Here is a 26,492-nt window from a genome sequence, read left to right as displayed (position 1 = left end):
GCCCGGGGCCGCCAGCCGTTTTCTACAGGTGCTCCTCCGCCAGTTCCGCGACCCCCGTGATCCGGTGCAGCGCGTACGTCCGCACCTCGTCCGCCGTGTGGTCGTAGCCCGTGACGAAGCCGCCCTCCACCCGGACCGGGGCGATGACCCGCTGGCTCGCCGCGCCGTCCGCGTTCACGTACCCGATCCACACCGCCGACCCGGTCAGCGCGGCCGCCTGCACCGTGGCGAGGGTCTCCGCCGCGCTCGTGCGCGGGAGTTCGCCCGCCACCACGGGCGCCGTCGCCGGTTCCTTGCGGACCGCCGTCGCCGCCAGGTCACCCGCGCGGATCGCCCGTACCGCCGCTCCCAGCAGCGTCGTGTCCGGTACCGGCGGGCCGTCCGGCACCGGGACCGGCGCCGAACGGGCCGGCGTCCGGTGGGCGTCGGCCCGCGCCACGACCACGTCCCCGGTCTGTGATTCCGCCGCGGGCGCGTACCCCATCGCCCGCAACCCGTCGAGCAGCGCGCCCGGTTCGGCCTGCGCCGCCAGCACCGTCGGGGCGAGCCGCCGCAGGCCCAGCCCGGCGGAGCGCCGGTCGGCCAGGATCTCGTTCAGCATGCCGTCGTCGTCGCAGCGCACGTACGAGGAGGCAGCGCCGACCCGCAGGTGCCCGTGCCGGCGCGCCACGTCGTCGATCAGGTACGCCAGCGGCTGCGGAACCGGCGTGATGCTGTGCTCGGCGAGGAAGGCGTGCAGGTCGGAGGCGGTCCGTCCGGAGTCCAGCGCCCGCCGCACGGAACCGGGCGTGAACCGGTACACCGTCGCCCCGCCCTTGGACTCCACGTCCGCGAGGACGGCCAGCACCTCGCCGACGTCCCGGCGCAGCGGCCCCGGGGCCACCGCCGTCAGGTCGGCCTGCAGCAGTACGTGGTCCACCGGCTCGGGAAACAGCGGCGCGAGCTGCGGCGCCGGATCGCGGTGCTCCAGCAGGGCCCGGCCGTGCGCCGCGAGCGCGCCGCGCCCGGTCACGCCGAGCACCTCGGCCTCGGTCAGCGTCCAGCGCGCGAGGCGGGCGCGCAGCACGCTCGTCCCCCGTACGGGCCGCTCCCAGTCCAGCCGCGCCAGCAGGGCCTCGGGGGCGGCGGAGGCGCCCTCGGGCAGGGCGGCGAGGAGTTCGAGCACGCGCCGGCGCACCTCGGGGGCGGCCGAGCGGTCGAGGTCGGGGCCCAGCGGGGACAGGGTGCGGCCCTTGGCGTCCTGATCGCCGACCAGCCCGGAGGTCCGGGTGGCCGGCAGCCAGGCCCCGGCGAGGGCCGACCACCGCTCGGCGGGCGGGAGTTCCAGCCAGTCGTCGAAGGCGGGGGTGGGCGCGTACCGCTCGTCCGCCTCCCCGTCGCTGGCCAGCAGCCCGGCCGCGTAGGCGAGTTCCATCCAGAACGCGGCCGTCGGCTCGGTGGCGTCCAGCGTGGCCGCCGTCCGCTTCAGGTCCCGTACGGACAGCCCGCCGGCCCTCAGTACCGGCGGCCCGGCGTGCTCCCAGGACTTCACCAGCTCCTCGACGGTGGCCAGCGCGGCCAGCGCCTGCCCCGCCGCGTTCGCGTCCACAAGCTGTGGACGGTGCTCGTGGTCGGCGGGCACCGCCGGAGGCACCGGCGCCGTCTCCCGGTGGGCGAGCCCGCCGCGCAGGTGCAGCGCCACCTCGCGGGGCAGTACGACGGTCCGCGCCGAAGCCGGCAGCAGCAGCCCGCGGTCGCGCAGCCAGCGCACGGGCGGGGTCGGGTTCGGCGTGACCTCCCCGTACGGCGGTCCCCACACCAGCCGGCCCAGCACCTGGTGGGCTTCGGCGGGGGCCTCGTCCAGCAGCGCCGACATCCGCTCGGGGTCGGTGAACAGGCCGGTCAGCGCCGTCACCGCGGACACCGGGTCGTGCGTCGCGGGCAGCCCGGCCGCCGCCACGATCTCCTGGATCCGCGTCGGCGACATCCCGGCCGTGGCCTCGGCGACGGTCGGCCCGAGGCCGGTGGGGGAGGGCCGGCCGGCGGACGGCGCCAGCAGCTCCCGGGCGGTGCGGACCAGCCGCAGCCGCTCGTCGTCGCCCCACACCAGCGCCTGGTCGCGCAAGGTGGCCAGGGCGCCCGGGAGCACGCCTCGGGCGCCGTTGTCCTCGCGGGAGCCGGATCCGCTGCCGTGCTCCCCGGTCAGCAGCGATTCCAGCACCGGGTAGGGGCACGGGTCCGGGGCCACCGCGAGGGCCTCCGCCGTCTGGAGCGCGAACCGGTCGAGCCGGTCCAGCGCGCGGACCACCGAGGCCCGGGTCCCGGCCCGCGTGGCCAGCTGCGTCATGTCGCCCGGCACCGGGCCGAGCAGGTCCGGGCGCGCGTGCAGCAGGGCGGCCAGCGACGCGTCGTCGCGGGCGCGCAGCGCCTCGGCGAGGGAGCGCGGGGCGCTGCTCGCTGTGGCGTTTCCCGCAGCACTGCTGGGCTCGGGCAGCTCAGGCACGGTCGCCTCCATGGTCGCGTCGGCCGGTCCCCATCCGGCCAACGGTATCCGCTGAGCCCTCGGCAGCTCCACGGGCGCACGCGCTACCTTTCGGGAGGGTGGTACGGGAGGAGCCGGGCATGGGGATCGAGAGCGACCATCTGGTCTACGAATATCTGAGCCGGGTCGGGGACTTGGCGCAGCGGCGGCAGCTGTCCTCCGGGGACCGGATGCGGCTGGTGGCGGGGTTGCGCGACGAGATCGACCGGCGGCGCGCCAAGTACGAGCCGGAGACCCCGGCGGCCGTACGGCGCATCCTGGAGCGGATCGGCACGCCCGAGGCGGTCCTCGACGGCTTGGGCGCGTCGCCCGCCCCGCAGACGCGGGCGGCCACCCCCGATCCCGCCCCGGCGGTGCCGACCCAGCGCGGGCCCGGCCGGCTGCTCCGCAAGTCCGTCCCGGAGCCGCGCCCGGCGGACACCGCGCCGGCGCCGCCGCACCTGGCGGGGCTCGACGAGCTCGGCGCCGACGGCGGGGCGGAGCCCGACTGGTGGCGCGTCGCGCCGGGACCGTACGGGGCCGGGCCCCAGGTGGAGGGCTTCGCGGGCGGCATCGAGATCCCGGAGCTGTTCAGGCACCCGGAGGAGGAGAAGAGGCCGGAGCCCGCGGCGGGGCCGGCCACCGCCGAGGACGGCTCGGCCGTACGGGGCCTCGTACGGTTCCTCAAGCAGCGCCGGCAGGCCAGGGCTGAGGCCAGGGCGGCGGCCGCACCCGACGCGGGGGCCGCGCCCGGCGCCGCCGCGCGTCCGAAGCCGCACGCCTTCCTGCTGCTGGCCGCGGCCGTGCTCGTGGCGGGCGCCGTCACCGGCTCCTGGCTGCTGCTGATCGGCGGCTGGCTGCTCGCGTACGCCTCGCGGGTACTGGGGCCGGCCGAGCGCAAGGCGGTCGTGTTCGGGCTGCCGGGTGCCGTCTTCGCGGGCGCGGTGGTCTGGCTGTGGGGCCGCCTGGAGGGCCGCTGGGGCGCGCCGCTGACGGACGACGGGCTGGGCGGGGTCTTCCAGGGCATGTGGCCCTGGCTGGCCCGCGGTGCGGCCGTGGCCTCGGCGCTCTATCTGGCCTGGCGCTCCCGCCGCCGCTGACATGCCGGCAAATTTCACCGTCCGGTAAGGCGGGGCCAGGTCCACGTTCCCGCCCGTCCGCCCCGGCTCGGCACAATGGAGGCATGAGCTCTGAGACCTCCGCCGCCGTGCCCGCTGTGCCCGCCGTGCCCGCCCAGCTGACCGTCGGCTTCGACCTCGACATGACCCTCATCGACTCGCGCCCCGGCATCAAGGCCGCCTACCAGGCGCTTTCCGCCGAGACGGGTACGTTCATCGACGCCGACGAGGCGGTCACGCGGCTCGGTCCGCCGCTGGACGAGGAGCTCGCGTACTGGTTCCCGGAGGCGGAGATCCCCGCCATGGCCGACCGCTACCGGGAGATCTACCCCACCCACGCCATCGGGCCGACCCCGGCGATGCCCGGCGCCCGCGAGGCGATCGAGGCCGTCCGGGCGCTCGGCGGCCGTGCGATCGTCGTCACGGCCAAGCACGAGCCGAACGCCCGGCTGCACCTCGCGCACCTCGGCATCGAGCCGGACGCGGTGATCGGCTGGCTGTGGGCGGAGGCCAAGGCGGGCGCGCTGCGCGAGTACGGCGCGCAGGTCTACGTCGGCGACCACGTCGGCGACGTACGCGGGGCCCGTACGGCCGGCGCGCTCTCGGTGGCGGTGCCGACCGGGCCGTGCCCCGAGCCGGAACTGCGCGAGGCGGGCGCCGACGTGGTGCTGCCGGACCTCACCGCGCTGCCGCAGTGGCTCGCGGAGTACGTCCGCGCGCAGGCGGCCTGACCCGGAGGGCGGCCTGACCCGGAGGGCGGGCCGACCGAGGGCGGACCCGCCCCGAACGGCAGGCCTGACGGCGGGTCAGGCCTGCGAGGCGCGGGCGGCCCGGCGCTGGGCCGCCGCCGAGCGCAGCACGCCCGCCGCCGAGATCAGGAAGCCGACGCCCATCAGCATGCACACCGCCCACGCGTAGGACGGGAACGGGTCGGTGTCGAGGAACAGCGGGGCCATCGTCGCCAGGGTCGCCACGGCGCCCACGATGAACACGATGCCACCGGCGCGCACCAGGCCGTCGCCCGGCCGCGCTTCGTCGGGATGAGGAGTAACAGTCACCTCACCAGGGTAGTTCCCTGGCCGAAGCAGCCGACAGCGCAGCCGCACGCGAAGAGCCGGCGAAGGACCGGGGAACGTCTTGTCTCCTGTCCGTCGCCCACTAGCCTGGACACGGCGGGTCACCATGGCCCGCTGCGCTGTTGTCCGGACCCGCCGAGCGGCGTCCCGGACCCCGACGAGCACAAGGACAGAGGACGGACGTGCCTACCGGCAAGGTCAAGTGGTTCAACAGTGAGAAGGGCTTCGGCTTTCTCTCCCGCGACGACGGCGGAGACGTCTTCGTCCACTCGTCGGTGCTCCCGGCCGGGGTCGACGCACTCAAGCCCGGTCAGCGTGTCGAGTTCGGCGTCGTCGCCGGACAACGCGGTGACCAGGCGCTTTCCGTGACGGTGCTGGACCCCGCGCCCTCGGTCGCGGCCGCTCAGCGCCGCAAGCCGGACGAGCTGGCCTCGATCGTGCAGGACCTCACGACCCTGCTGGAGAACATCACTCCGATGCTGGAGCGCGGCCGTTACCCCGACAAGGTGCACGGCACGAAGATCGCCGGCCTGCTGCGCGCGGTGGCCGACCAGCTCGACGTCTGAGTCCGCAGCGAGCCCGTACCGGGCCCGTACGTACGACGGTGCCCCGGCCCCGCAAGAGGGCCGGGGCACCGTCGTACGCACCCGGCGGGCAGCCGAAAATCGACTACGGGAATTCCAGCGCGTCCGCCGCGATGGCCGGTACCAGACCCTCCGCCGCGGCCCGCGTCAACAGCCCGCGCACCGCGGCGTACCCGGCGTCGCCCAGGTCGGCGGTGAACTCGTTGACGTACAGCCCGATGTGCTGGTCGGCGACGGCCGGGTCCAGCTCCTGCGCGTGGGCGCGCACGTACGGGCGGGAAGCCTCCGGATCGTCCCAGGCCATCCGGACCGACGCACGGGCCGACTCGGCCAGCGCGCGCAGGGTCTCGGCGCCCAGCGAGCGCTTCGCGATGATCGCGCCGAGCGGGATCGGCAGGCCGGTCGTGGACTCCCAGTGCTCGCCCATGTCGGCGAGGCGGTGCAGCCCGTAGTCCTGGTACGTGAACCGGGCCTCGTGGATGACCAGGCCGGCGTCGACCCGGCCGTCGCGGACCGCCGGCATGATCTCGTGGAACGGCAGGACGACGACCTTGCCGACGCCCTCCGGCAGCACGTCCGCGGCCCACAGCCGGAACAGCAGGTAGGCGGTGGAGCGTTCGCTGGGCACGGCGACGGTCTTGCCCGCCAGGTCCACACCGGCCTCGCGGGTGAGGACCAGCGGCCCGCAGCCGCGCCCGAGCGCCCCGCCGCACGGCAGCAGCGCGTACTCCTCCAGCACCCACGGCAGCACGGCGTACGACACCTTCAGCACGTCCAGCTCACCGCGCTCGGCCATGCCGTTGGTGATGTCGATGTCCGCGAAGGTGACGTCGAGGGCGGGCGCCCCCGGGATCCGGCCGTGCGCCCAGGCGTCGAAGACGAACGTGTCGTTCGGGCACGGCGAATAGGCGATGGCGAGCGGTTCGGCCGGTGCCCCGGCGGGCGCTCCGGCGAGCCGGTCAGCGGTGCTCATGGCGTTCTCCCCAGGTGACGAGTACGGGCCCCAGGGCGCGGAATCCGGCGGTGAGCGCGGCCAGCGCGTCCCCGATCCGCCAGGCGTCGCGGTCGCGGGGGCCGACGGCGTTGGACACGGCGCGGATCTCCAGTACGGGCAGCCCGTGCGCGGCGGCCGCCTCCGCGACCCCGAACCCCTCCATGGCCTCGGCCCCGGCCAGCGGGTGCCGGGCGGCGAGCCGGGCCGCGCCCCCGGCGGTGCCGGTGACGGTGGAGACGGTCAGCACGGGCGCGAGCAGCGCCCCGGTGGCCTCGGCGGCGCGGGCGGCGAGCTCGGCGGGCGGGAGGTGCACGCTGTGCCCGAAACCCAGCTCCTGTACGCCGAGGAAGCCGTCGGGGGTCTCGGCCCCCAGATCGGCGGCGACGAGGGCGTCGGCGACCACGAGGGAGCCGACCGGGGCGGCGGGCGCGAACCCGCCGCCGATGCCGGCGGAGACGACGAGGGAGTACTCGGCCAGCGCGAGCGCGGTGGCCGTGGCGGCCGCGGCGGCGGCCGGCCCCACCCCGCCGACGAGCACGTCGGCGGCGAGGCCGGGCAGATCGCGCCGGGAGAGGAGGTAACCGCCGGGAAGGGTGCGCGGCTCGGGCGTCACCGGGTCCGGATGAGGGGTGAGACCGGCAGCGACGGAGTCTGCCTCCGCCGCCACCGCGGTCACGATGAGCGCGCGCACCGTCGGTACGTGCCTACTTGAGCTTGACGTTGTAGGCCCAGACGGCGAGCGGCTTGCCGTCCTCGCCGACCTGGACGATGTTCAGCTTCTTGGAGGCCGGGGCCTCGCCCTGGCCGCCGGTGGCGAAGATGTCGGCGCCGGGGAAGCTGCGGTAGGTGTTGGAGGAGGGCTCGGTGATCGGCTGGCCGTCCAGGACCGCCTGCCACTTCTTGCCGTCCTCGACGACTTCCGGCTCGACGCCCAGACGCAGGGTGTCCCCGCGGCCGTAGTCGATGGTCTTGGCGTCCTTCATGTCGGTGAGGCACTCCTGGACCTTGTCCATGGAGAGCTCCTTGGCGTCGGAGCAGACGGCCTCGGTGGACACCGACGACGAGCCGACCGTCACGGTCGCCAGCGGCGTCGGCTTGTCGCAGGCGGAGAGGAGGAGGAGGCCGGCGGACACGGCTCCGAGGGCCGCGACGCTGCGGCGGCCCCTACCCGAGAAAAGCGGTGCGGTCATGAGCCGAAGGCTATCGGGCCACCCCGCTCTGCCGCCGCACGGGGGTGTCCGTGGCCTGCCGCGCCGCGCGAGGCCGCCCCGGGAGGGTTGATTTGCCCCCATCTAGGCCACCCGGGGGCGCGGGGAACCCGGATGGTGGTGGCTCGGGGCGGAGAGGCGCCCGCGCACGGCCATCGTGGTGCCCGCCGCGACGATCGCCGAGGCGACGGCCATGCCCAGCACCCCGTTCAGCGGCAGCACGATCCCGATCGCGCCGCCCAGCACCCACGCCATCTGGAGCAGCGTCTCCGAACGGGCGAACGCGGAGTTCCGTACGGCCTCCGGCACGTCCCGCTGGATCATCGCGTCCAGGGACAGCTTCGCCAGCGCCTGGCAGAAGCCGGCCGTGGCCGCCAGTACGGCCATGAACAGCCCGCTGAAGAACACCGCCGCCAGGATCGCGACCCCCAGGGTCACCGACAGCACCGACGCGATGATCGTCTCCGGGGCCCGTGCCCTCAGCCACGCGCCCACCGCCGTCCCGCAGGCGTTCCCGACGCCCGCCGCCACGCCCACGATGCCCAGCGAGACGGCGGCGCTCTGCCCGGCGAGCGGGTGCTCGCGCAGCAGGAACGCCAGGAAGAAGATCAGGAACCCGGACAGCGCCCGCATCGAGGCGTTGGCCAGCAGACCGCACAGCACCGAGGGGCTCACCGTGCGCAGGCCCGGCTTGCGCGAATGCGGCTCGTGCGTGGAGAGCCGGGCCCGCCGCTCGCCCTTGGCCTCGTCCACCTTGGGCGGCAGCGAGAACGCCGCGAAGGTGCCCCACACGAAGATGGCGCAGGCCCCGTACAGCGGCCACGGCGGCCCGATGGTGTGCAGCCCCGCCGCGACGGGCGCCGCCGCGCCCGTGGCGAGCAGGCCGGCCAGGGTGACCCGGGAGTTCGCCTTGACGAGTGAGAACTTCGGCGGGAGCAGCCGCGGCACCACCGCGCTGCGCACCACCCCGTACGCCTTGGACGCGACCAGCACGCCCAGCGCCGCCGGGTAGAGCTCCAGCCCGCCCGTGGCCACCGCGCCCGACATCATCACCGCGAGCAGCGCCCGCGAGAGCATCGCGATGGCCATCGCGGCCCGCCGGCCGTGCGGCAGCCGGTCCAGCGCCGGACCGATGACCGGGGCCAGCAGGGTGAAGGGGGCCATCGTGATCGCCAGGTACAGCGCGACACGGCCGCGTGCCTCGTCCGTGGGTACCGAGAAGAACACCGTCGAAGCCAGCGCCACTGTGATCATCACATCGCCGGCGCCGTTGATGGCGTGCAGCTCGATCAGCTTGCCCAGACCCGATTCGCCGGCCCCGTGCGCGTGCGTGGCCCGCCGGATCCCGCGCGCCGTTCCGGTGAAAGGGCGCCGCAGGGCACGCCCGACGGCCCGGCCGGCCCGCCTGGCCGGTCCCGAGCCGTCGCGGGACGACCGTACGGGTGCCACATCCGCCATAGTGCCCCAAGGACCCCTCCCGGTACCGTCCCGGCGCGTTACGGGCGTCCGTCGGATCGCCGTCGGGCGCGCGTCGGGGGGTCGTAGGGGGGATGTCGGCGCACCCTCTCGTCCGCGAATCGGACCTTGCATGTGGGCCCAAGGCTTCGGAGGAGGTAGCGTGCGTAGCGCGCCACCGGCGGTTGCTCTCGGCCGCGCGCCTCTTCGCGATCCCGCAGAATGGATTGCAGGTAGGTGCGCCCGAGGCCGATCGGGTGCGGACGTCGACGCGGCCCTCTGGTCCGCTCCGCCCGCGCCACGTACGGACAGGACCGACGGGTCGTTCAGGACGACAGTACGGACGGCGCACTCGTGAGACGGCGTAGGAGAGAACGAGACCTGTGAGTGCTGCGACGACGCGAAGCCGTACCCCCGACCGCCTGTGCGCCGAGGCGGTAGACCTCGCCCGCACGGCGGCCGAGGAAGCCGCCGCTCCCTCCGTGGTGGGCGAGCACGTCTCCGCCGTGGCGGAGGGCGACCGGGTCGTCACGCACTTCTTCGAGTGCAAGGACCCCGGATACCGGGGCTGGCGCTGGGCCGTCACCGTCACGCGCGCCTCGCGCGCCAAGAACGTCACCCTCGACGAAACGGTGCTCCTCCCCGGCGACGACGCGCTGCTCGCCCCCGAGTGGGTGCCGTGGAGCGAGCGGCTGCGCCCGGGCGACATGGGCCCCGGCGACCTGCTGCCCACCGACGCCGAGGACCTGCGGCTGGAGCCCGGCTGGTCCGGCGAGGACACCCCGCCGCCGAACTCGGTCGTCTCCACCGAGATGGCCGAACTGGTCGAGGCCGAGGACGCCGACGTCACCGACCGCGCCGTGGTCCCCGTACGGGGCTCCATCACCTCCGTCGCCGAGGAGCTCGGCATGCGGCGCGCCCGGGTCCTGTCCCGGTACGGGCTGCACAGCGCCGCCGACCGCTGGGACGAGTCCTTCGGCGCCAAGACCCCGATGGCGCAGGCCGCGCCCGCCTCCTGCGTCTCCTGCGGGTTCCTCGTCGCCATCGGCGGCTCGCTCGGCCAGGCCTTCGGCGTCTGCGCCAACGAGTTCGGCCCGGCCGACGGACACCTCGTCTCGCTCTCGTACGGCTGCGGCGGCCACTCCGAGGCCGCGGTCATGCCGAAGCCGCTGCGGCCGGCGCCGCCGGTCCTCGACTCGATGGCCACGGACGAGTTCCCGCTGCGCCCGGCCGCCGACACGGGCTCGGTCCCCACGGCGGACCTCCCGGCCGCGGACCTCGGTCACTCGTAAGGCCGTCGTAAGGCCGTCGTAAGGCCGCACCGGCCCGGTACCGCGGCGTACCCTCGCCCCATGGGGGAAGACGGCATGATCGGGCTGGACGGCCGGGTGACCGGCACGGTGGGCCCCGGACTCGTGGGCGAGGTCATCGTCCGCATCCGGGGCGGCGCGGAGCACTTCCTCGCCCACCCGGCGCACGGGACGGGCCGGCTGCCGGTCGGCACGGTCGTGACGGTCGTCGAGTACCTGCCGCCGCGCACGGTGTACGTGATGGCGGCGTACGACAACTGAGCCCCCGCGCCACCTGCGCGGATGTGGTTCGTATCAAGATGGCGACAAGAAACCGCCAGCGTCTTCTTAACGGCCCCGCACAGGAGCACACTCGCCCTCGTCAGTGTCGAACGGCACTGCGATAAGGGGGCGTTGCCGATGGCTATCGGCGTCGTGGCGGGAATCGTTCTCGCCGCAATCCTGGCTTTGATCGGCCTGTTCAAGCTCATGTGGCGGGTGGCCGAACCGAACGAGGCACTCGTCATCTCCGGCTCCACCCACCGCACCGAGGGCATCGGCGAGGGCATGGGGTTCCGGATCGTCACCGGGCGCGGAACCCTCGTGGTCCCCGGCGTCCAGGCGGTGCGCAAGCTGTCGCTGGACCTCAACGAGACCCAGCTGAACGTGGACTGCGTGACCCACCAGGGCATCCCGCTGCGGGTGAAGGGCGTCGTGATCTTCAAGATCGGCGACGACCTCGTGTCCATCGCGAACGCGGCGCGCCGCTTCCTGGACCAGCAGAAGATGATGCCCGAGCGGGTGCACATCGTCTTCGCGGGCCATCTGCGCTCCATCGTGGGCGGGTTGACGGTCGAGGACATGATCCGCGACCGGGAGAAGCTCACCGGGCAGACCCGGGCAGCCTGCGGTACGGAGATGGAGAAGCTCGGCCTCATCGTCGACTCGCTCCAGATCCACGAGATCGAGGACCCGACCGGCTACATCAAGAACCTGGCGATGCCGCACGCGGCCGCCGTCCAGCGGGACGCGCGCATCGCGCAGGCGGAGGCGAACCGTCTGGCCACCGAGGCCGAGCAGACCGCGTTCGCGCGGATGGCCGAGGCCACCCGCGACAGCGAGATCCTCCAGGCGGGCTACCAGGCCGAGCGCGACAAGGCCGCCGCGACCGCCCGCCAGGCGGGCCCGCTCTCGGAGGCCGCGGCCCGCCAGGAGGTCGTCGTACAGGAGACCCGGGTCGCCGAGCTCGAAGCGCACCGGCGCGAGCAGCAGCTCCAGGCGGACGTGCGCAAGCCCGCGGACGCGGCGGCGTACGAGACCCGCACCCGCGCCGAGGCCGAACGCGACGCCCGCATCTCGGCGGCGCAGGCCAAGGCCAAGGAGACCGAGCTGGCGGCCGCGGCCGAGGCCACCCGCGTGACGACGGCGGCGACCGCGGACGCGGCGGCCACCGAGGCCCGGGGTCTGGCGGCGGCGAAGGCCACCCGGGCGACCGGTGAGGCCGAGGCGGCCGCCACCCAGGCGAAGGGCCTCGCGGTCGCGGCTTCGGCGAAGGCCAAGGGCCTCGCCGAGGCCGACGCGATCAAGGCGCGGGCCGCCGCACTCGCCGAGAACCAGGAGGCGGTCGTCGCCCAGCAGCTCGCCGAGAACTGGCCGGCGATCGTGGAGGCGGGCGCGGGTGCCTTCGGCAACGTGGAGCACATGGTGCTCCTGAACGGCGCCGAGGGAATGTCGGAGATGTTCGCCAAGGCGCTGACCATGGGCGGCACGGGTCTCGGCCTGGCCCGCCAGCTGCTCTCGTCGATGTCCCAGCCCGGCGCCCGGCCGGCCGCCCAGGGGGCCGCCCCGGACACCACCCCGGTGAACGGCAGCACGGCATCCGCCTCTCACCAGATCCCGATCGCGGACGCGTAGTCCGCCCGGGCGCGAGCCTGACCCGCGGTCCGGGTTAGGCTCGCGCCCATGAGGCTGTTCGCCGCGGTGATGCCGCCCCCGGATGCGGTCGACGAGCTGAGCCGCGCCGTGGCGCCGCTGCGGGACGACCGGCTGCGCTGGACGGGCGAGGCGGGCTGGCACTTCACCCTCGCCTTCATGGGCGAGGTGCGCGAGGAGCTCCTGCCGGACCTGCACGCCCGCCTGGGCCGCGCCGCCCACCGCACCGAACCCTTCGGCCTGCGCATCCACGGATCCGGACACTTCGGCGACCGCGCCCTGTGGGCCGGGGCCGCCGGCGGGATCGACCCGATGCGGATGCTCGCCGAGCGCGCCGACGCCGCCGCCCGCCGGGCCGGGGTGCCGATGGAGCAGCACCGCCGCTACACCCCCCACCTCACCCTGGCCCGCAGCCGCACCGGCGCCGACCTGCGCGCCTACGCCGAGGCCCTGGCGGGCTTCGAGGGCACGCCGTGGCGGGTCGGGGAGCTCAGCCTGGTCCGCAGCAACCTCCCGACCGCAGGGGTCCCCGGTGAGCAGCCCCGCTACGAGGTGGTCGAGGCCTGGCCCCTGGCCGCCTGACCCTCGTACGGGAACCGGCGCGGCCCGCGTTACGCTCGACGGGTGGATCCCAAGACCCGAAACCGTGTGATGGCCGGTGTACTCGTGCTGATGTTCGTCGTAGTGGCCGTGGCAGCCGCCGTGGGCCAGTAGCCCGCCCGGAGCCCGACCCTCCCGCGCGCGGGCCCTTGCTTCGAGTGGACTCCAGGCAGTTGGCTTGGGGCTCATGAAGTACACACAGCTCGGACGCACCGGACTGAAGGTCAGCCGACTCGTACTCGGCACGATGAACTTCGGTCCGCAGACAGACGAACCCACCAGTCACTCGATCATGGATGCCGCGCTCGGCGCGGGCCTGAACTTCTTCGACACCGCCAATGTGTACGGGTGGGGCGAGAACAAGGGCCGTACCGAGGAGATCCTCGGTACCTGGTTCGCCCAGGGCGGCGGTCGGCGGGACAAGACCGTGCTGGCCACCAAGGTGTACGCGAACATGGCCGGCGAGGGCGATCCGTGGCCCAACCACGACCGGCTCTCGGCGCTGAACATCCGCCGGGCCGTCGAGGCCAGCCTCAAGCGGCTCCAGACGGACTACATCGACCTCTACCAGTTCCACCACGTCGACCGCCGCACTCCGTTCGAGGAGATCTGGCAGGCCGTCGACGTGCTGGTCCAGCAGGGGAAGATCCTCTACGCGGGCTCTTCCAACTTCCCCGGCTACAAGATCGCCCAGGCCAACGAGACGGCCGCCCGGCGCGGCTCCTTCGGGCTGGTCAGCGAGCAGTGCCTGTACAACCTCGCCGAGCGGCGCGCCGAGATGGAGGTCATTCCGGCGGCGCAGGAGTACGGGCTCGGCGTGATCCCGTGGTCCCCGCTGCACGGCGGTCTGCTGGGCGGGGTCATCAAGAAGGAGGTCGAGGGCGGCCGCCGTGCCTCCGGGCGCTCCGCGGACGCCCTGGCCAACACCGCCGTGCGGGCCCAGGTGCAGGCGTACGAGGACCTGCTCGACAAGCACGGCCTGGAGCCCGGCGAGACGGCGCTGGCGTGGCTGCTGACCCGGCCCGGGGTGACGGGCCCGATCGTGGGTCCCCGTACGGCGGAGCAGCTGGAGAGCGCCCTGCGCGCACTGGAGCTGGAGCTGAGCGAGGAGGTCCTCTCCGCCCTGGAAGAGATCTTCCCCGGCCCGGGCGCCTCACCGGAGGCCTTCGCCTGGTGATCCGGCCGGCACGACGGCGCGACCGGTCCGCGCCCCCGGTGCGGGGCGCGGACCGGGGGCGCGGATCAGTCGCGGATCAGTCGCGGGGGAACTCGGAGGTGTCGAGGACCAGGCCCACGACCGTGCCCGTGAGGTCGATCTCGTCACCGAAGGCGATCTTCGTCTCCGTGGCGTAGTCCCCGTCCTTGGGCTGCGTGTAGAGCAGGGAGCGGCGGACGTACGGGTCGACGATCAGGTACGCGGGCACTTCGGCGGCGGCGTAGGCGGCCTTCTTGGGGCCGTAGTCGTTGGCGGCGGTGCCCTTGGAGATCACCTCGGCGACGAATTCCACGTCCTCGTGGCGCCACCGGCCGGCGTCGGTCTTCTCGGCTCCCTCGGCCATCGCCGTCACGTCGGTGGCGAAGCCGTTCAGGTGGCCGGGGTAGTCGATACGGACGTCGGACTTCAGGCGCTTCCGCGGATACGTGGCGCGCAGCTGCTCGATGAGGTCCAGGATGATCTCCCAGTGCGTGTCCCGCTGCGGCGACATGTAGACGGTCCCCTCGACGATCTCGACCTTCAATCCCTCGGGGACGGGCTCAAGCGCCTCGAACATGTCGTCCAAGGCCTGCTCGCTGCTGATGTCGGCCATCTCGATCCTGTCGGTCTCTACGACGGTCACCGTGGCGCTCCTCCCCGCTGCCGCGCAGTCGAGGTCAGCCGCGTAGTACAACGATACGCACGGAGACCGGGTCACGGCGGAAACGCCGGATGTGGCCCTACGGGGCGTCAGGGCATCCGGTACGGGCCGCCGATGCCCCACGCCTGGTGCAGGACCGCCGCGAACTCGCCGGCCAGGCGGTGCTCGCCGGAGGCGTTGGGGTGGGTGCCGTCGTACGTGTCGTGCGCGATCTCGTACGAGGCCGGGCGCGCGGCCAGCAGGATCGGCGAGGCGTCCGTCGACAGGTCTGCCACCGCCTTCGCCAGGAGTTCGTTGAAGCGGGCCACCTCGGCCGCGAACGGCGCGTCGGAATCGGCCCGGACGTTCGGGATGACGGGGAGCAGGACCATCCGGATGTCGGGCCGGGCGGCGCGGGCCTCCGCGATGAAGCGGCGTGCGTTGGCCGCGGTCTCCTCGGCGGCGGTGTAGAAGCCGAGGTCGATGAGGCCGAGGGAGACGAGCAGGACGTCGGGCCCGCCGGAGCGGACGGCGGAGCCGATGAGGGGGGCCATGTGCTGCCAGCCCTCGCCCCAGCCGGCGAGGTGGCGGCGGGCGTCGTCCGGGAAGCCGGGGTCGGCGTAGGCGTGGCTGACCGGCTCGTTGGCGCCGGTGTCGAAGAGCGCGGTGCGCGGGCCCACGATCTCGTACGGGCCGCCCGGGGCGGCACTCAGGTGCTGCCACATCCGGTAGCGCCAGGTGTAGTCGCCGGCGCGTCCGATGGTCATGGAATCGCCGACGAACATGAAACGCATCCGGTCATCATCGCGGATCACGCGCCGGGAGCCCCTGTGATGCCGGACACGCGGGGCGCCCTGGCACGCTTGGGGTATGCGCCTGCTGCCGTTGACCGCCGTCATTGCCCTTGTCGTGCTGCCGGGTTCGGCCGCGGCCGCCGCCGAGTCCTCGGGATCGGCACCCGCCTCCGGATCCCCCGGCGCGTCCGGGTTCACGATCACCGATCCGCGGATCAAGGAGTCGAGCGGGCTGGCGGCGAGCCGGATCCATCCGGGCGTGTACTGGACGCACAACGACAGCGACGACGGCCCGTACGTGTACGCGGTGGACTCGGCGACCGGCAAGACCGTGGCCCGGGTGACGCTGACCGGGATCGGGACCCCGCGCGACGTCGAGGCGATCTCGCTGGGCCCGGACGGGCAGCTGTACGTCGGAGACATCGGCGACAACCTGAACGGGACCTGGGACCACGTCTGGATCTACCGCTTCCCGGAGCCGAAGCAGCTGGCCGACGTCACGGTCAAGGCCGAGCAGTTCACGGTGAAGTACGCGGACGGGGCGCGCAACGCGGAGGCGCTGATGGTGCATCCGGTGACGGGCCGGGTCTACATCGCGAGCAAGAGCGAGGACAAGGGCGGGCTGTACGAGGGGCCCAAGGAGCTGTCGGCTTCGGGGACGAACGTGTTCCGGCGGGTCGCGGACCTGCCGTGGGTGACGGACGGGGCCTTCTCCCCGGACGGCGGCCGGCTCGCGCTGCGCGGCTACTTCTTCGCGAAGACCTACCCGTGGAAGGACGGGAGGCCGGAGGGCGAGGGCGAGCGGGTGGACGCGCCCTGGCAGGGGCAGGCGGAGTCGGTGACGTACTCGGCGGACGGGTCGACGCTGCTGTTCGGATCGGAGGGGGAGTCGAGCCGGGTGGTGGCGGTCGCGGTGAAGCCGGGGCAGGCGTCCGGCGGCACGGCGTCCCCCGTTCCCGGGAAGCCGGGCGCGAGCCCGGCTCCCGGTGCCCCCGGCCCCGCGGGGGAGCAGGGCGGGGGCGGTTTCACCAAGGGCGCGGCCGTCCTGGCCGTGGGCACGGCCCTGGTCTTCGGCGCCAAGCGGCTCCTCCGCCGCAAGCCGCGCGACTGACGGCGGGCCTCAGGCCGCCGTCACCAGCTCGCGGGGGCGGGGCGAGGGGACGAACGTGACCCCGCGGCGGCTCACGCTCAGGCGGAGGTTGCCCACCCGGGACAGGATCACCGCGATGGCCGCGGCCGCGGCCAGGGAGACGAGGCCGCCCGCGGCCATGCCGATCCGGGCCCCGTACGTGTCCGTCACCCAGCCGACGACCGGGGCGCCGATCGGGGTGCCGCCGGTGAAGACCATCATGTAGAGCGCCATCACCCGGCCCCGCATCTCGGGGTCGGTGGCCATCTGGACGCTCGCGTTCGCGGTGACGTTGACCGTCAGCCCGAACATCCCGATCGGCACCAGCAGCGCGGCGAACAGCCAGAACCCGGGCGCGAAGGCCGTCACGACCTCCAGCGCGGAGAACAGCAGCGCCGCCGCGACCAGCAGCCGCAGCCGCGAGTGCCCGCGCCGGGCCGCCAGCAGCGCACCCGCCAGGGAGCCCGCCGCGATCAGCGTGTTGAAGAGCCCGTACGTGCCCGCGTCCCCGTGGAACACGTCGCTGACGAAAGCCGACAGCCAGATCGGGAAGTTGAACCCGAACGTGCCGATGAAGCCGACCAGCACGATCGGCCAGATCAGCTCGGGACGCCCGGCGACGTACCGCAGGCCCTCGCGCAGCTGGCCCTTGGCGCGCGGCTGCGTCTCGACCGGGTGCAGTTCGCGCGTGCGCATCAGCAGCAGGCCGGCGACCGGCGCGGCGAAGGACAGCCCGTTCAGCAGGAAGGCCCAGCCGACGCCGACGGCGGTGATCAGCACACCGGCGATCGCCGGGCCGACCAGCCGCGCGGACTGGAAGTTCGCGGAGTTCAGGCTGACGGCGTTGGCGAGCTGCTCCTTGCCGACCATCTCGGACACGAAGATCTGCCGCGCGGGGTTGTCCACGACGGTGACGAGGCCGAGCAGGAAGGCCGCGAGGTACACGTGCCAGACCTGGACGTGTCCGGCGAGGGTGAGTGCGGCGAGCGCGACGCCGGTCAGGCCCATCAGGGTCTGGGTGGCGATCAGCAGCGGCCGCTTGGGCAGCCGGTCCGCGAGTACGCCTCCGTAGAGGCCGAACAGCATCATCGGCAGGAACTGCAGCGCGATCGTGATGCCGACCGCGGAAGCAGAGCCGGTCAGGGACAGGACCAGCCAGTCCTGGGCGATGCGCTGCATCCAGGTGCCGGTGTTGGAGACGGCCTGTCCCATGGCGAAGAGCCGGTAGTTCCGGATCTTCAGCGAGCTGAACATCGAGTTGTTCTTGCCCGTGGAGCGTATGGAGCCTGTGGAGCTCGTGGAGCGCGTCGGGCGCCCGGTGGTAGTGGTGGATGTATGGCCGGGTGCGGAGTCTGCTCCGGTTCCCGTACTCAAAAGCGTTCGCCTCCTGGCGTGGTCCGTTACAAGTGCGCGAGCTTCTCCAGGACGGGAGCGGCCTCGCGGAGCTTGGCCCATTCGTCCTCGGTGAGCTCGGCCGCGAGCCCGGCCAGGAAGGCGTTCCGCTTGCGACGGCTCTCTTCGAGCATCGCTTCGGCCTCCTCGGTCTGGGTGACCACCTTCTGGCGGCGGTCGTCCGGGTGCGGCTGCAGCCTGACCAGTCCCTTGGCCTCCAGCAGCGCCACGATGCGGGTCATCGACGGCGGCTGGACGTGCTCGCGCCGGGCCAGCTCACCGGGGGTGGCCTGGCCGCACCGGGCGAGGGTGCCGAGCACCGACATCTCGGTCGGGCTGAGCGATTCGTCGACGCGCTGGTGCTTCAGGCGCCGGCCCAGCCGCATGACGGCGGAGCGGAGGTCGTTCACGGCGGCAGCGTCGTCGCCATGGGTAAGGTCGAGCATCTCTTTAGACTACCTCATTACTCTCTCTAAAGAACGCAGGTGAAGCGTGTCACTCGTAAGGGTGAGTCGGCGGCGGAAAGTGACACGCGTCCACGTCCTGTGCCACGACCCTTTCGGCATGGGGACACACGTGCTGAGCATGCGCATAGACGGGGAGCTGCTCGACCGCCTCCGGACTCATGCGGCGAAACGCGGAATGAGCGTCCAGGACTATGTCGTCCGGACGCTCATTCGCGATGACTTCGACGAGCGCTTCAAGGCCGCCGTCGACGAGACGGAGGAGTTCTACGGGCGCACCTGAGGCGCGCCTGAGGCGCCCGGCGCGGGGGCGGGCGGTCTTACGTGAGGCCGAGGGCCGGCATCGCGTAGTAGAAGACGAACACCGCCGATACGACGTACAGCGCCGCCGGCACCTCGCGGCCCCGGCCCGTCGCCAGCCGCAGCACGCAGAAGGCGATGAAGCCGAAGCCGATGCCGTTGGTGATCGAGTACGTGAACGGCATCATCACCATGGCCAGGAAGGCCGGGACGGCGATGGTGAAGTCGCTCCAGTCGATGTCCCTGACCGAGCCCGCCAGGATCAGGAAGCCGACCGCCACCAGGGCGGGGGTGGCCGCCTGGGAGGGGACCATGGTGGCGAGCGGGGTCAGGAACAGCGCCACGGTGAACAGGCCGCCGGTCACGACGTTGGCGAGGCCCGTACGGGCGCCCTCGCCGACGCCGGCCGTGGACTCCACGAAGCAGGTGGTGGCCGAGGACGAGGTGGCGCCGCCGGAGGCGACGGCCAGGCCGTCGATGAGCAGCACCTTGTTGATGCCGGGGAAGTTGCCGTCCTTGTCGATCAGCTTGGCCTCGTCGCCGACGCCGAGGATCGTGCCCATCGCGTCGAAGAAGCAGGACAGCAGCACGGTGAAGACGAACAGGATGCCGGTCAGCGCGCCGACCTTGCCGAAGCCGCCGAACAGGCTGACCTGGCCGACGAGCCCGAAGTCGGGCGCGGCCACCGGGTTGCCCGGCCACTCGGGGACGGTCAGGCCCCAGCCCGAGTCGGGCAGCCCGACGATCAGCTGGACGGCGACGGCGACGACGGTCATGACGACGATGGAGATCAGGATCGCGCCGGGCGTCTTGCGGATCAGCAGGGCCAGCGTCAGCAGGACGCCGACGATGAAGATCAGGACCGGCCAGCCGTGCAGGTGGCCGCCGGTGCCGAGGGTGAGCGGCACGGTGGTGTGCGCGGCGTCCGGGATGCGGGTGACGAAACCGGAGTCGACCAGGCCGATCAGCATGATGAACAGGCCGATGCCGATCGCGATGCCCTTGCGCAGGCCCAGCGGGACGGCGTTCATGACCCGCTCGCGAAGGCCGGTCGCGACCAGCAGCATCACGACGAAGCCGGCCAGGACCACCATGCCCATCGCGTCGGGCCAGCTCATGCGCGGGGCGAGCTGGAGCGCGACGACGGTGTTCACGCCGAGGCCGGCGGCGAGCGCGATCGGGACGTTGCCGATGACGCCCATGAGGAGCGTGGTGAAGGCCGCCGTCAGGACGGTGGCGGTCACGAGCTGGCCGCTGTCGAGCTGGTGCCCGTACATGTCCTTCGCGCTGCCCAGGATGATCGGGTTCAGCACGATGATGTAGGCCATCGCGAAGAAGGTGGCGAAACCGCCGCGGATCTCACGGGCGACGGTGGAGCCGCGCTCGGAGATCTTGAAGTGGCGGTCCAGGGCGGACGTGCCGCCGGGGGCGGGGTCCGGGAGGGTGGGCGCGGGGGCCGGGGCCGACGTGCTCATGCGGTCCTCTGGTGTCTTCATTGCGGGGGCATTGGGTGATTCATACGAAGAAAATGGGCCATGCCCACACCGTTTCAGTATGAACACATGAACGAAAGCCCGTCCATCTCCGCGCGTAGACCCCGTTTCGGCGCACCTAGACTTGGGGGCATGGCGAAATGGATTGCGAAGCACGAGGCGCCCGCGCCCCTTGAGGGCCCGATCGTCGCGACCGTCACCGGCGGCACGATCCTCTGGTTCGCCATGTTCGTCGTCCAGCTCCCGTTCTACGGCTGGTTCGCCGACCGGGACCTGCTGTGGTGGGTCTGGTGCTGCGCGGCCGGCGGGTTCCTCGGCCTGATCGGCCTCTGGTACGTACGCGGCCGCGACGCCGCGCTCAAGCGCCACGCGGCCGAGCAGGCGCAGCTCGGCGAGCAGGCCGGGGGAGCCGCCCGGGGCGACGAGGGCGCCGCCGGCTGAGGGGCGGCGTCGGGGTCCGGGGGGACCAGGGGACGATTCGGGTCATCCCGAAGTCGGATCTTCGGACTTCTCGGCGGGTGAAGCGGTAAAACCCCCTTTACCGTCGATTGCATGACGCAGCGGGCAGAGATCGAACCAGACGGTTCCGAGCCGGGCGGCGGCGGGCCCGGCGGCGCGGCCATCGACGCGGGGGCCGAGCTGGACCCGGTGCACCCGGTCCGGCCGCCCGCACCCCGGTTCAAGCCCGCCGGCCTGACCACCGCCGAAGTCGCCGAGCGCGTCGCCCGCGGCGCCGTCAACGACGTGCCCGTCCGCAGCAGCCGCTCCACCGCCGACATCGTCCGCGCCAACGTCTTCACCCGGTTCAACGCGATCATCGGCGTGCTCTGGGTGATCATGCTCATCGTCGCGCCGCTCCAGGACAGCCTGTTCGGCTACGTGATCATCGCGAACACCGGCATCGGCATCATCCAGGAGATGCGCGCCAAGAAGACCCTCGACGGCCTCGCCGTCATCGGCGAGGCCAAACCCAGCGTGCGCCGCGACGGCCGGACCGCCGAGATCTCCACCTCCGAGATCGTCCTGGACGACGTCATCGAACTCGGACCCGGCGACAAGGTCGTCGTCGACGGCACGGTCGGCGAGGCCGAGGGCCTGGAGATCGACGAGTCGCTGCTCACCGGCGAGGCCGACCCCGTCCTGAAGAAGCCCGGCGATCCCGTCATGTCCGGGTCCTTCGTCGTCGCGGGCGGCGGCGCGTTCACCGCCACCAAGGTCGGCCGCGAGGCCTACGCCGCCCAGTTGGCCGAAGAGGCCACCCGCTTCACGCTCGTCCACTCCGAGCTGCGCTCCGGCATCTCCACCATCCTCAAGTACGTCACCTGGATGATGATCCCGACCTCGATCGGCCTGATCATCAGCCAGCTCGTCGTCAAGGACGACAACCTCAAGGACGCCATCGCCCGCACCGTCGGCGGCATCGTCCCGATGATCCCCGAAGGCCTGGTCCTGCTGACCTCCGTCGCCTTCGCGATCGGCGTCATCCGGCTCGGCCGCAAGCAGTGCCTGGTCCAGGAGCTGCCGGCCATCGAGGGCCTCGCCCGCGTCGACGTGGTCTGCCTCGACAAGACCGGAACCCTCACCGAGGGCGGCATGGACGTCACCGAGCTCCGCCCGCTCGGCGGAGCGGAGCCCTCGTACGTCGAGAAGGTGCTCGGGGCGCTCGGCGAATCCGATCCGCGCCCCAACGCCAGCCTCCAGGCGATCATCGACGCCTACCCGGACAGCGCCGAATGGCGCTGCACCGAGTCCCTTCCCTTCTCCTCCGCCCGCAAGTACAGCGGAGCCAGCTTCAGCGAGGGCGACGGAGAGAACAACACCTGGCTGCTCGGCGCCCCCGACGTACTGCTGCCGGCCGGAGATCCGGCCCTCGACGAGATCAACGGCCTCAACGAGCAGGGCCTGCGCGTGCTGCTGCTCGCCCGGGCCGCGCGCGAGCTCGACGACGCGGCCGTCGGGGCCGGAGCCAAGCCGACCGCCCTGATCGTCCTCGAACAGCGGCTGCGCCCCGACGCGGCCGACACCCTGCGCTACTTCGAGGACCAGAAGGTCCACGCGAAGGTCATCTCCGGCGACAACGCGGTCTCGGTCGGCGCCGTGGCCGGCAAGCTGGGCCTGCCGGGCGCCGAGAACACCGTCGACGCGCGCAGGATGCCGACCGATCAGGCCGACATGGCCAAGGTCCTCGACGAGAACGCCGTCTTCGGGCGGGTCACCCCGCAGCAGAAGCGCGACATGGTCGCCGCACTGCAGTCCAAGGGCCACACGGTCGCCATGACCGGCGACGGCGTCAACGACGTACTGGCCCTCAAGGACGCCGACATCGGCGTGAGCATGGGCTCCGGCTCGGAGGCCACCCGCGCGGTCGCCCAGATCGTCCTCCTGAACAACAGCTTCTCCACCCTCCCCTCGGTGGTGGCCGAGGGCCGCCGGGTCATCGGCAACATCACCCGGGTCGCCACCCTCTTCCTCACGAAGACCGTCTACTCGGTGCTCCTGGCGATCCTGGTGGTCTGCTTCCAGGTCGAGTACCCCTTCCTGCCGCGCCACCTGACCCTGCTGTCCACGCTCACGATCGGCATCCCGGCGTTCTTCCTGGCCCTCGCGCCGAACAAGGAGCGCGCGCGGCCGCACTTCGTGAAACGGGTGATGCGGTACGCGATCCCGGGCGGTGTGATCGCCGCGGTGGCCACGTTCGTGACGTACATGGTCGCCCGCCACCACTACACGGGCCCCGAAGCCCTCCAGGCGGAGACGAGCGCGGCGACGCTGACCCTGTTCCTGACCTCGATGTGGGTACTGGTCATCATCGCCCGCCCCTACACGTGGTGGCGGGTGGCCCTGGTCGGCGCGATGGGCGCCGCCTTCCTGATCGTCCTGGTCGTGCCCTGGCTCCAGACGTTCTTCGAGCTGAAGCTGGTGGGCACGACACTGCCCTGGACCGCGGTGGGCATCGCCGCGGCGGCCGCGGCCCTGATCGAAGTCACCTTCCGCTGGGTCAACCGCAGGTTCCCGGCGTAGGAGGCGTCCGAGGCGTCCGAGGCGTCCCGGGGGTGTCCGGCCCGGCGGGGGCGGAGGTGCCGTCCGCCGACCCCCGCCCCGGCACCGGGGCCGTCAGTCGAACCAGCGGTCGCGGGCCAGTTCCGCCGTGCGGGAGGGGTCCTCCAGCAGGGCGGCCACCTCGAAGCGGCGGGGCCACTGGGCGGCCGACCAGGCCAGACCCGCCGCCACGCCCTCCAGGGTGGAGGCGTGCAGGGTGCCGTCCGGGGTGCGGCGCCAGTCGAGTTCCACGCCGCCCGCGATCAGCTCCTCGTGCTCCAGGTAGGTCTCCGGGGTCGAGGGGCCCAGCAGGATCCGTACGGACTCGGGCACCTCGTGCTCCTCGCCCGGCGTCGTGACCTCCGCGGGGACCGTCTCCGAGACGCGGCGGACCTGGAGCAGCTCCGCCAGGTCGGCGGCGCGGGCCGGGGCCACCGGCAGCAGCGGGAGCCCCGCCGTCAGCGGCAGCAGGTCCGGTGCGTCCGCGATCAGCGCGTCCGCCGCGTCGACCACGACGACCTCGCCGTCGACCACCGCGCGCAGTTCGTCCGGGAGCGTGACCTGCTCGGGGTCCAGATCGGCCAGGGCCCCGTACAGGGCGTGCAGCTGCCGGTCCGACACCTCGCGGTCCGGGTCGGCGAGCCGGCCCAGGAGCTCGGCGGCTCCGCCGGGTTCGTCCAGCAGCGCCGGCACGCTCGTGCGTACGCCGAGCGCCCGCAGCACCTGCTCGTCCTCGAAGCCCGTCGCGTCCGCCGGGGTGTACAGGCCCGCCAGCAGCGGGTCGCCGCCCGCCGCGCGCAGGCCCGCCGGGCGGCGGCCGTCGAGCACCGGGTGGTCGCGCAGCCACCAGGCGGTGTACGGGCGCACCGACCGCGTGGTGCCGTCCGGCAGCAGCACCCGTACGGGCTGGGTCAGCGCGTCGCGCAGCGGCGGCTGCGCCAGCATCGCCAGGGCCTGCGGCCAGCAGTCGTCGTCGACGAGGTCGAGGTCGCGGACCGCGACGAGTTCCGTGGCCACGGGCGGCAGCGGGGTGTCCGGGAGCTGGTCCAGCACGTCCTCGCACCACACGTCCACCGCGTCCAGCAGCCCCGCGTCGTCCGGCTCGGCGAAGTCCCCTTCGCGCGGCTCCAGTTCGTCCGGGTCGAGGACCACGTCGGCGGCGCGGACCAGCTGGAAGGCGGCCAGCACCCCGCAGGCGGTCAGCGGCTGCTCGCCCCACCGCTCGGCCAGCTCGCCGTCCACGTACGGGACTTCGTCCTCGCGGATCACCGAGGCCAGCGGGGAGCCCGGCAGCAGCAGCTCGCCCGCGGGCGTGAGCTCCCCGTCCTCGTCCGGCAGGGCCAGGGCGCCCAGCCACGGCTCGTCGCCCGGCGCCAGGTCGGCGTCGCGGACCAGCCGCAGGACCACCTCGGCCAGCTCCTCGGCGTCGAGGGCGTCCTCGTCCCAGATCTCCCCGGCGTCCAGGGAGGCGGCCACCGCCGCCCGCACCTGCGGGGTCGTCAGGACCGCGCGGGGCGTGGCCGGGAGTGCGCCGAGGCGCTCCAGCAGCGGGTGAGCGGCGTCCGGGTGGGCCACCTTCAGGCCCATCCGGGCCAGGTCCTTCGGGGTGTCCGAGTCGGGCAGCAGTACGTGCCGCGGGCCGATCGTGGTCCGCCCGTCGGCCAGCGGCACCGGCAGGCCAGAGAGCCGGTCCGGGTCCACCCCGGCCAGGGTGTCGTACAGCCGGTACCACCACTCCGGGCCGCGCTCGATGCCCGCGATCCGTTCGATGGCGTCGCCCAGCGGCAGCCGGCCCACGCCCAGCGTGCGCAGCTCGGGCCGGCGTTCCAGCCCGGCGGGCAGCAGCGTCGGCAGCACCTCGGACAGGACCCGTACGGTCTCGGCGCCCGCGCCCTCCACCACCTCGGCCTCGAAGGGGCGCAGGGCGGCCCGCTCCTCGGCGTGCTCGGCGTGCTCGGCCGGGGCCGCCGGGGCGAGGAACGCCGTACGCGGCAGCCGCTCCAGCACCGCCGCACGCAGCGCCCCGTCCAGCGGCCCCTGGCCGAGCGGCCCGGGTACGAGGTCCACCAGCGCGGTGCTCACCGGGTCCCAGGAGCCCAGCAGTTCGGCGTACGCGTCGGCCGCGCGCTCCACCAGGAAGTCGGTCAGCGGCCCCGGCGCGGGGTGCCGGCGGGCGGTGTCCAGCGGCAGGGTCGCGATGAGCAGCGCGGGGATGCCCAGCGGCTCGTCGGTCGGGGTCGGCGCGTGGACCACGGGCGCGGTGGCGGGGCGTACGGGAGCGCCCTCGGTGTCGACGGGCACGGCCCAGGACACCGTCCAGACGGGCCGCAGCCGCTCCTCGACCGGGCGATCGGCGAGCAGGGCCCGCTCGATGGGGCCGCTGTGGCGGACGGTGCGCCAGCGGCGGGTCTCGCCGCCGACGCCTCCCGCCGAGTCCTCGACGACCGTGTACGGGCCCTCTTCGCGGCGGCGGAGGGTACGGATGCCCGCCTCCGGGGTCTCCACGACGATCTCCGCCAGCCCGGGCAGGGTCAGCAGCAGCGCGTCGTCGATGCCGGCCAGCAGCCGCTGCACCAGGTCCCCGGCGGCGGCGTCGCGCAGCGGGAGGACGACCACGGTGTCGTAGCCGTCGGGGGCGGTGCCCTCGGCGGGCAGCGGCAGCCGCAGCAGCGGGACGTGCCCGTCGCGGCGGCGCAGTTCGTCGCCGAGGCCGGGGCTGCCGTTGGAGGCGTCGCGGGCCAGTTCGCGGGCCTCGGCGAGGGACCAGCGGACGCCGCCGTGGCGGCCGAGTACGGCGGGCTCGTCGGACACCGCGAGGACGGCCGCGAAGCCGACGCCGAAGCGGCCGACGGTGTCGGCGGAGCCGGTCGTGCCGGCCGCCCCTGCGGGCTCGCGCTTCGCGGAGGCCCGCAGGGTGCTCAGCGACTCCACGCCCGTCGCGTCCAGCGGGGCACCGGTGTTGGCGACGGCCAGCACCCCGTGCCCGCCCTCGCCGGAGTGCAGGGTGAGCCGCAGCCGGCCGGGCACCTTGGCCCGGGCCGCGGCGTCGGCGGCGTTCTGCGCCAGCTCGACGACGAGCCGGTCGCGGTAGCCGCCGAGGGCCAGGTCCTCCTCGGCGTTGGCGTCCTCGCGGAAGCGGGCCGGGCCCGCGCCCCAGGCGTCGAGCACCCCGCGCCGCAGCCGGGCCGTGCCGAAGGGGTCCGCGCCGCCCTGGGCCGCCGTCACTCGCACGCTCACGCCGCTGCCTCCATGCTGTCCTGCATTCACCGAATGCCGAGGCCCTGAAGGTA

Annotated in this window: 24 protein-coding genes; 12 read left to right on the top strand and 12 right to left on the bottom strand. The window is 73.5% G+C overall.

Annotated elements, in window-relative coordinates; translation table 11 throughout:
- Positions 1-22 precede the first annotated feature (22 nt).
- On the bottom strand, positions 23-2,494 hold the full coding sequence (locus tag ACFYXV_RS26305; protein ID WP_385467280.1) for a helicase-associated domain-containing protein: 2,472 nt from the start codon (positions 2,492-2,494) through the stop codon (positions 23-25).
- A 107-nt stretch (positions 2,495-2,601) separates the two neighbouring features.
- Between ACFYXV_RS26305 and ACFYXV_RS26300 the strand changes: the two genes are divergently transcribed.
- Entirely contained in the window at positions 2,602-3,600 is a 999-nt protein-coding gene (locus ACFYXV_RS26300; protein WP_389384197.1) for a hypothetical protein, read from the top strand.
- Between the two features lie 83 nt (positions 3,601-3,683).
- The gene (locus ACFYXV_RS26295) at positions 3,684-4,349 is read left to right on the top strand and encodes an HAD family hydrolase (protein WP_385467131.1); all 666 of its coding nucleotides are present in this window, start codon (positions 3,684-3,686) and stop codon (positions 4,347-4,349) included.
- A 75-nt stretch (positions 4,350-4,424) separates the two neighbouring features.
- Here the strand turns inward: ACFYXV_RS26295 and ACFYXV_RS26290 are convergent, their stop codons facing one another.
- On the bottom strand, positions 4,425-4,676 hold the full coding sequence (locus ACFYXV_RS26290; protein ID WP_048475788.1) for a hypothetical protein: 252 nt from the start codon (positions 4,674-4,676) through the stop codon (positions 4,425-4,427).
- 200 nt (positions 4,677-4,876) lie between these two features.
- Between ACFYXV_RS26290 and ACFYXV_RS26285 the strand changes: the two genes are divergently transcribed.
- A complete protein-coding gene (locus tag ACFYXV_RS26285) occupies positions 4,877-5,260 on the top strand; it encodes a cold-shock protein (RefSeq protein WP_030012939.1) in 384 nt (127 codons plus the stop codon).
- A gap of 103 nt (positions 5,261-5,363) precedes the next feature.
- On the opposite strand, the gene ACFYXV_RS26280 is transcribed toward ACFYXV_RS26285, so the two are convergent.
- The 4 genes from ACFYXV_RS26280 to ACFYXV_RS26265 all read right to left on the bottom strand — a co-directional run bounded on the left by ACFYXV_RS26280 (position 5,364) and on the right by ACFYXV_RS26265 (position 8,938).
- Positions 5,364-6,251: a 1,4-dihydroxy-6-naphthoate synthase gene (locus tag ACFYXV_RS26280; RefSeq protein WP_385467135.1), complete on the bottom strand. Its 888-nt coding sequence runs from the start codon at positions 6,249-6,251 to the stop codon at positions 5,364-5,366.
- Positions 6,238-6,963 (bottom strand): futalosine hydrolase, encoded by a 726-nt coding sequence (locus ACFYXV_RS26275; protein WP_385467138.1) that lies wholly within the window; start codon positions 6,961-6,963, stop codon positions 6,238-6,240. Before ACFYXV_RS26275 ends, ACFYXV_RS26280 begins: the two co-directional genes overlap by 14 nt.
- A 13-nt stretch (positions 6,964-6,976) precedes the next feature.
- Positions 6,977-7,462, bottom strand: a complete 486-nt coding sequence (locus ACFYXV_RS26270) for a DUF2771 domain-containing protein (protein WP_383342891.1) — start codon at positions 7,460-7,462, stop codon at positions 6,977-6,979.
- A 102-nt stretch (positions 7,463-7,564) separates the two neighbouring features.
- Positions 7,565-8,938: an MFS transporter gene (locus ACFYXV_RS26265; protein ID WP_385467141.1), complete on the bottom strand. Its 1,374-nt coding sequence runs from the start codon at positions 8,936-8,938 to the stop codon at positions 7,565-7,567.
- A gap of 380 nt (positions 8,939-9,318) precedes the next feature.
- Between ACFYXV_RS26265 and ACFYXV_RS26260 the strand changes: the two genes are divergently transcribed.
- The 5 genes from ACFYXV_RS26260 to ACFYXV_RS26240 all read left to right on the top strand — a co-directional run bounded on the left by ACFYXV_RS26260 (position 9,319) and on the right by ACFYXV_RS26240 (position 13,933).
- Positions 9,319-10,227, top strand: a complete 909-nt coding sequence (locus ACFYXV_RS26260; protein WP_383342897.1) for a DUF3027 domain-containing protein — start codon at positions 9,319-9,321, stop codon at positions 10,225-10,227.
- A 60-nt stretch (positions 10,228-10,287) separates the two neighbouring features.
- The gene (locus ACFYXV_RS26255; RefSeq protein ID WP_078864531.1) at positions 10,288-10,506 is read left to right on the top strand and encodes a hypothetical protein; all 219 of its coding nucleotides are present in this window, start codon (positions 10,288-10,290) and stop codon (positions 10,504-10,506) included.
- A gap of 138 nt (positions 10,507-10,644) precedes the next feature.
- Positions 10,645-12,138: a flotillin family protein gene (locus ACFYXV_RS26250; protein ID WP_385467145.1), complete on the top strand. Its 1,494-nt coding sequence runs from the start codon at positions 10,645-10,647 to the stop codon at positions 12,136-12,138.
- 48 nt (positions 12,139-12,186) lie between these two features.
- Complete coding sequence (gene thpR / locus ACFYXV_RS26245; RefSeq protein WP_385467148.1) at positions 12,187-12,738, top strand: RNA 2',3'-cyclic phosphodiesterase; 552 nt, start codon at positions 12,187-12,189, stop codon at positions 12,736-12,738.
- 205 nt (positions 12,739-12,943) lie between these two features.
- Positions 12,944-13,933, top strand: a complete 990-nt coding sequence (locus tag ACFYXV_RS26240) for an aldo/keto reductase (protein ID WP_385467151.1) — start codon at positions 12,944-12,946, stop codon at positions 13,931-13,933.
- 76 nt (positions 13,934-14,009) lie between these two features.
- Here the strand turns inward: ACFYXV_RS26240 and ACFYXV_RS26235 are convergent, their stop codons facing one another.
- Together ACFYXV_RS26235 and ACFYXV_RS26230 are read right to left on the bottom strand one after the other, a co-directional pair.
- Positions 14,010-14,594, bottom strand: a complete 585-nt coding sequence (locus tag ACFYXV_RS26235) for a Uma2 family endonuclease (protein WP_389384196.1) — start codon at positions 14,592-14,594, stop codon at positions 14,010-14,012.
- A gap of 107 nt (positions 14,595-14,701) precedes the next feature.
- Positions 14,702-15,385, bottom strand: a complete 684-nt coding sequence (locus ACFYXV_RS26230; RefSeq protein ID WP_385467157.1) for a GDSL-type esterase/lipase family protein — start codon at positions 15,383-15,385, stop codon at positions 14,702-14,704.
- A gap of 76 nt (positions 15,386-15,461) precedes the next feature.
- Here ACFYXV_RS26230 and ACFYXV_RS26225 point away from each other — a divergent pair, with 76 nt between their 5' ends.
- Complete coding sequence (locus tag ACFYXV_RS26225; RefSeq protein WP_385467160.1) at positions 15,462-16,496, top strand: WD40 repeat domain-containing protein; 1,035 nt, start codon at positions 15,462-15,464, stop codon at positions 16,494-16,496.
- 9 nt (positions 16,497-16,505) lie between these two features.
- Here the strand turns inward: ACFYXV_RS26225 and ACFYXV_RS26220 are convergent, their stop codons facing one another.
- On the bottom strand, positions 16,506-17,888 hold the full coding sequence (locus ACFYXV_RS26220; RefSeq protein WP_385467163.1) for an MFS transporter: 1,383 nt from the start codon (positions 17,886-17,888) through the stop codon (positions 16,506-16,508).
- Between the two features lie 26 nt (positions 17,889-17,914).
- Positions 17,915-18,352, bottom strand: coding sequence for a MarR family winged helix-turn-helix transcriptional regulator (locus ACFYXV_RS26215; RefSeq protein ID WP_030156888.1), 438 nt, complete (start codon positions 18,350-18,352; stop codon positions 17,915-17,917).
- A gap of 118 nt (positions 18,353-18,470) precedes the next feature.
- Between ACFYXV_RS26215 and ACFYXV_RS26210 the strand changes: the two genes are divergently transcribed.
- Positions 18,471-18,653: a ribbon-helix-helix protein, CopG family gene (locus tag ACFYXV_RS26210; protein ID WP_383342917.1), complete on the top strand. Its 183-nt coding sequence runs from the start codon at positions 18,471-18,473 to the stop codon at positions 18,651-18,653.
- A 37-nt stretch (positions 18,654-18,690) separates the two neighbouring features.
- On the opposite strand, the gene ACFYXV_RS26205 is transcribed toward ACFYXV_RS26210, so the two are convergent.
- Positions 18,691-20,145, bottom strand: a complete 1,455-nt coding sequence (locus tag ACFYXV_RS26205; protein ID WP_385467167.1) for an NCS2 family permease — start codon at positions 20,143-20,145, stop codon at positions 18,691-18,693.
- A 150-nt stretch (positions 20,146-20,295) separates the two neighbouring features.
- Between ACFYXV_RS26205 and ACFYXV_RS26200 the strand changes: the two genes are divergently transcribed.
- Together ACFYXV_RS26200 and ACFYXV_RS26195 are read left to right on the top strand one after the other, a co-directional pair.
- Positions 20,296-20,604 carry a DUF2530 domain-containing protein gene (locus ACFYXV_RS26200; RefSeq protein WP_385467170.1) on the top strand — a complete coding sequence of 103 codons (309 nt, stop codon included), beginning with the start codon at positions 20,296-20,298 and terminating at the stop codon, positions 20,602-20,604.
- Positions 20,605-20,715: 111 nt separating this feature from the next.
- Positions 20,716-23,184: an HAD-IC family P-type ATPase gene (locus ACFYXV_RS26195; RefSeq protein ID WP_385467173.1), complete on the top strand. Its 2,469-nt coding sequence runs from the start codon at positions 20,716-20,718 to the stop codon at positions 23,182-23,184.
- A 93-nt stretch (positions 23,185-23,277) separates the two neighbouring features.
- Here the strand turns inward: ACFYXV_RS26195 and ACFYXV_RS26190 are convergent, their stop codons facing one another.
- A complete protein-coding gene (locus tag ACFYXV_RS26190; protein WP_389384195.1) occupies positions 23,278-26,439 on the bottom strand; it encodes a sacsin N-terminal ATP-binding-like domain-containing protein in 3,162 nt (1,053 codons plus the stop codon).
- Positions 26,440-26,492 lie beyond the last annotated feature (53 nt).

The sequence above is a fragment of the Streptomyces sp. NPDC002181 genome, assembly GCF_042890485.1.
Classification (GTDB): Bacteria; Actinomycetota; Actinomycetes; order Streptomycetales; family Streptomycetaceae; genus Streptomyces.
This window is presented reverse-complemented; position numbering and strand designations above follow the sequence as displayed.

What these genes read in the sequence shown, in the direction of transcription:
- ACFYXV_RS26225 (WP_385467160.1), top strand. Translation starts at nt 15,462, where the DNA reads ATGCGCCTGCTGCCGTTGACCGCCGTCATTGCCCTTGTCGTGCTGCCG.
- ACFYXV_RS26195 (WP_385467173.1), top strand. Translation starts at nt 20,716, where the DNA reads ATGACGCAGCGGGCAGAGATCGAACCAGACGGTTCCGAGCCGGGCGGC.
- ACFYXV_RS26255 (WP_078864531.1), top strand. Translation starts at nt 10,288, where the DNA reads ATGGGGGAAGACGGCATGATCGGGCTGGACGGCCGGGTGACCGGCACG.
- ACFYXV_RS26215 (WP_030156888.1), bottom strand. Translation starts at nt 18,352, where the DNA reads ATGCTCGACCTTACCCATGGCGACGACGCTGCCGCCGTGAACGACCTC.
- ACFYXV_RS26230 (WP_385467157.1), bottom strand. Translation starts at nt 15,385, where the DNA reads ATGCGTTTCATGTTCGTCGGCGATTCCATGACCATCGGACGCGCCGGC.
- ACFYXV_RS26240 (WP_385467151.1), top strand. Translation starts at nt 12,944, where the DNA reads ATGAAGTACACACAGCTCGGACGCACCGGACTGAAGGTCAGCCGACTC.
- ACFYXV_RS26305 (WP_385467280.1), bottom strand. Translation starts at nt 2,494, where the DNA reads ATGGAGGCGACCGTGCCTGAGCTGCCCGAGCCCAGCAGTGCTGCGGGA.
- ACFYXV_RS26265 (WP_385467141.1), bottom strand. Translation starts at nt 8,938, where the DNA reads ATGGCGGATGTGGCACCCGTACGGTCGTCCCGCGACGGCTCGGGACCG.
- ACFYXV_RS26280 (WP_385467135.1), bottom strand. Translation starts at nt 6,251, where the DNA reads ATGAGCACCGCTGACCGGCTCGCCGGAGCGCCCGCCGGGGCACCGGCC.
- ACFYXV_RS26205 (WP_385467167.1), bottom strand. Translation starts at nt 20,145, where the DNA reads ATGAGCACGTCGGCCCCGGCCCCCGCGCCCACCCTCCCGGACCCCGCC.
- ACFYXV_RS26270 (WP_383342891.1), bottom strand. Translation starts at nt 7,462, where the DNA reads ATGACCGCACCGCTTTTCTCGGGTAGGGGCCGCCGCAGCGTCGCGGCC.
- ACFYXV_RS26250 (WP_385467145.1), top strand. Translation starts at nt 10,645, where the DNA reads ATGGCTATCGGCGTCGTGGCGGGAATCGTTCTCGCCGCAATCCTGGCT.
- thpR (WP_385467148.1), top strand. Translation starts at nt 12,187, where the DNA reads ATGAGGCTGTTCGCCGCGGTGATGCCGCCCCCGGATGCGGTCGACGAG.
- ACFYXV_RS26300 (WP_389384197.1), top strand. Translation starts at nt 2,602, where the DNA reads ATGGGGATCGAGAGCGACCATCTGGTCTACGAATATCTGAGCCGGGTC.
- ACFYXV_RS26295 (WP_385467131.1), top strand. Translation starts at nt 3,684, where the DNA reads ATGAGCTCTGAGACCTCCGCCGCCGTGCCCGCTGTGCCCGCCGTGCCC.
- ACFYXV_RS26200 (WP_385467170.1), top strand. Translation starts at nt 20,296, where the DNA reads ATGGCGAAATGGATTGCGAAGCACGAGGCGCCCGCGCCCCTTGAGGGC.
- ACFYXV_RS26210 (WP_383342917.1), top strand. Translation starts at nt 18,471, where the DNA reads ATGGGGACACACGTGCTGAGCATGCGCATAGACGGGGAGCTGCTCGAC.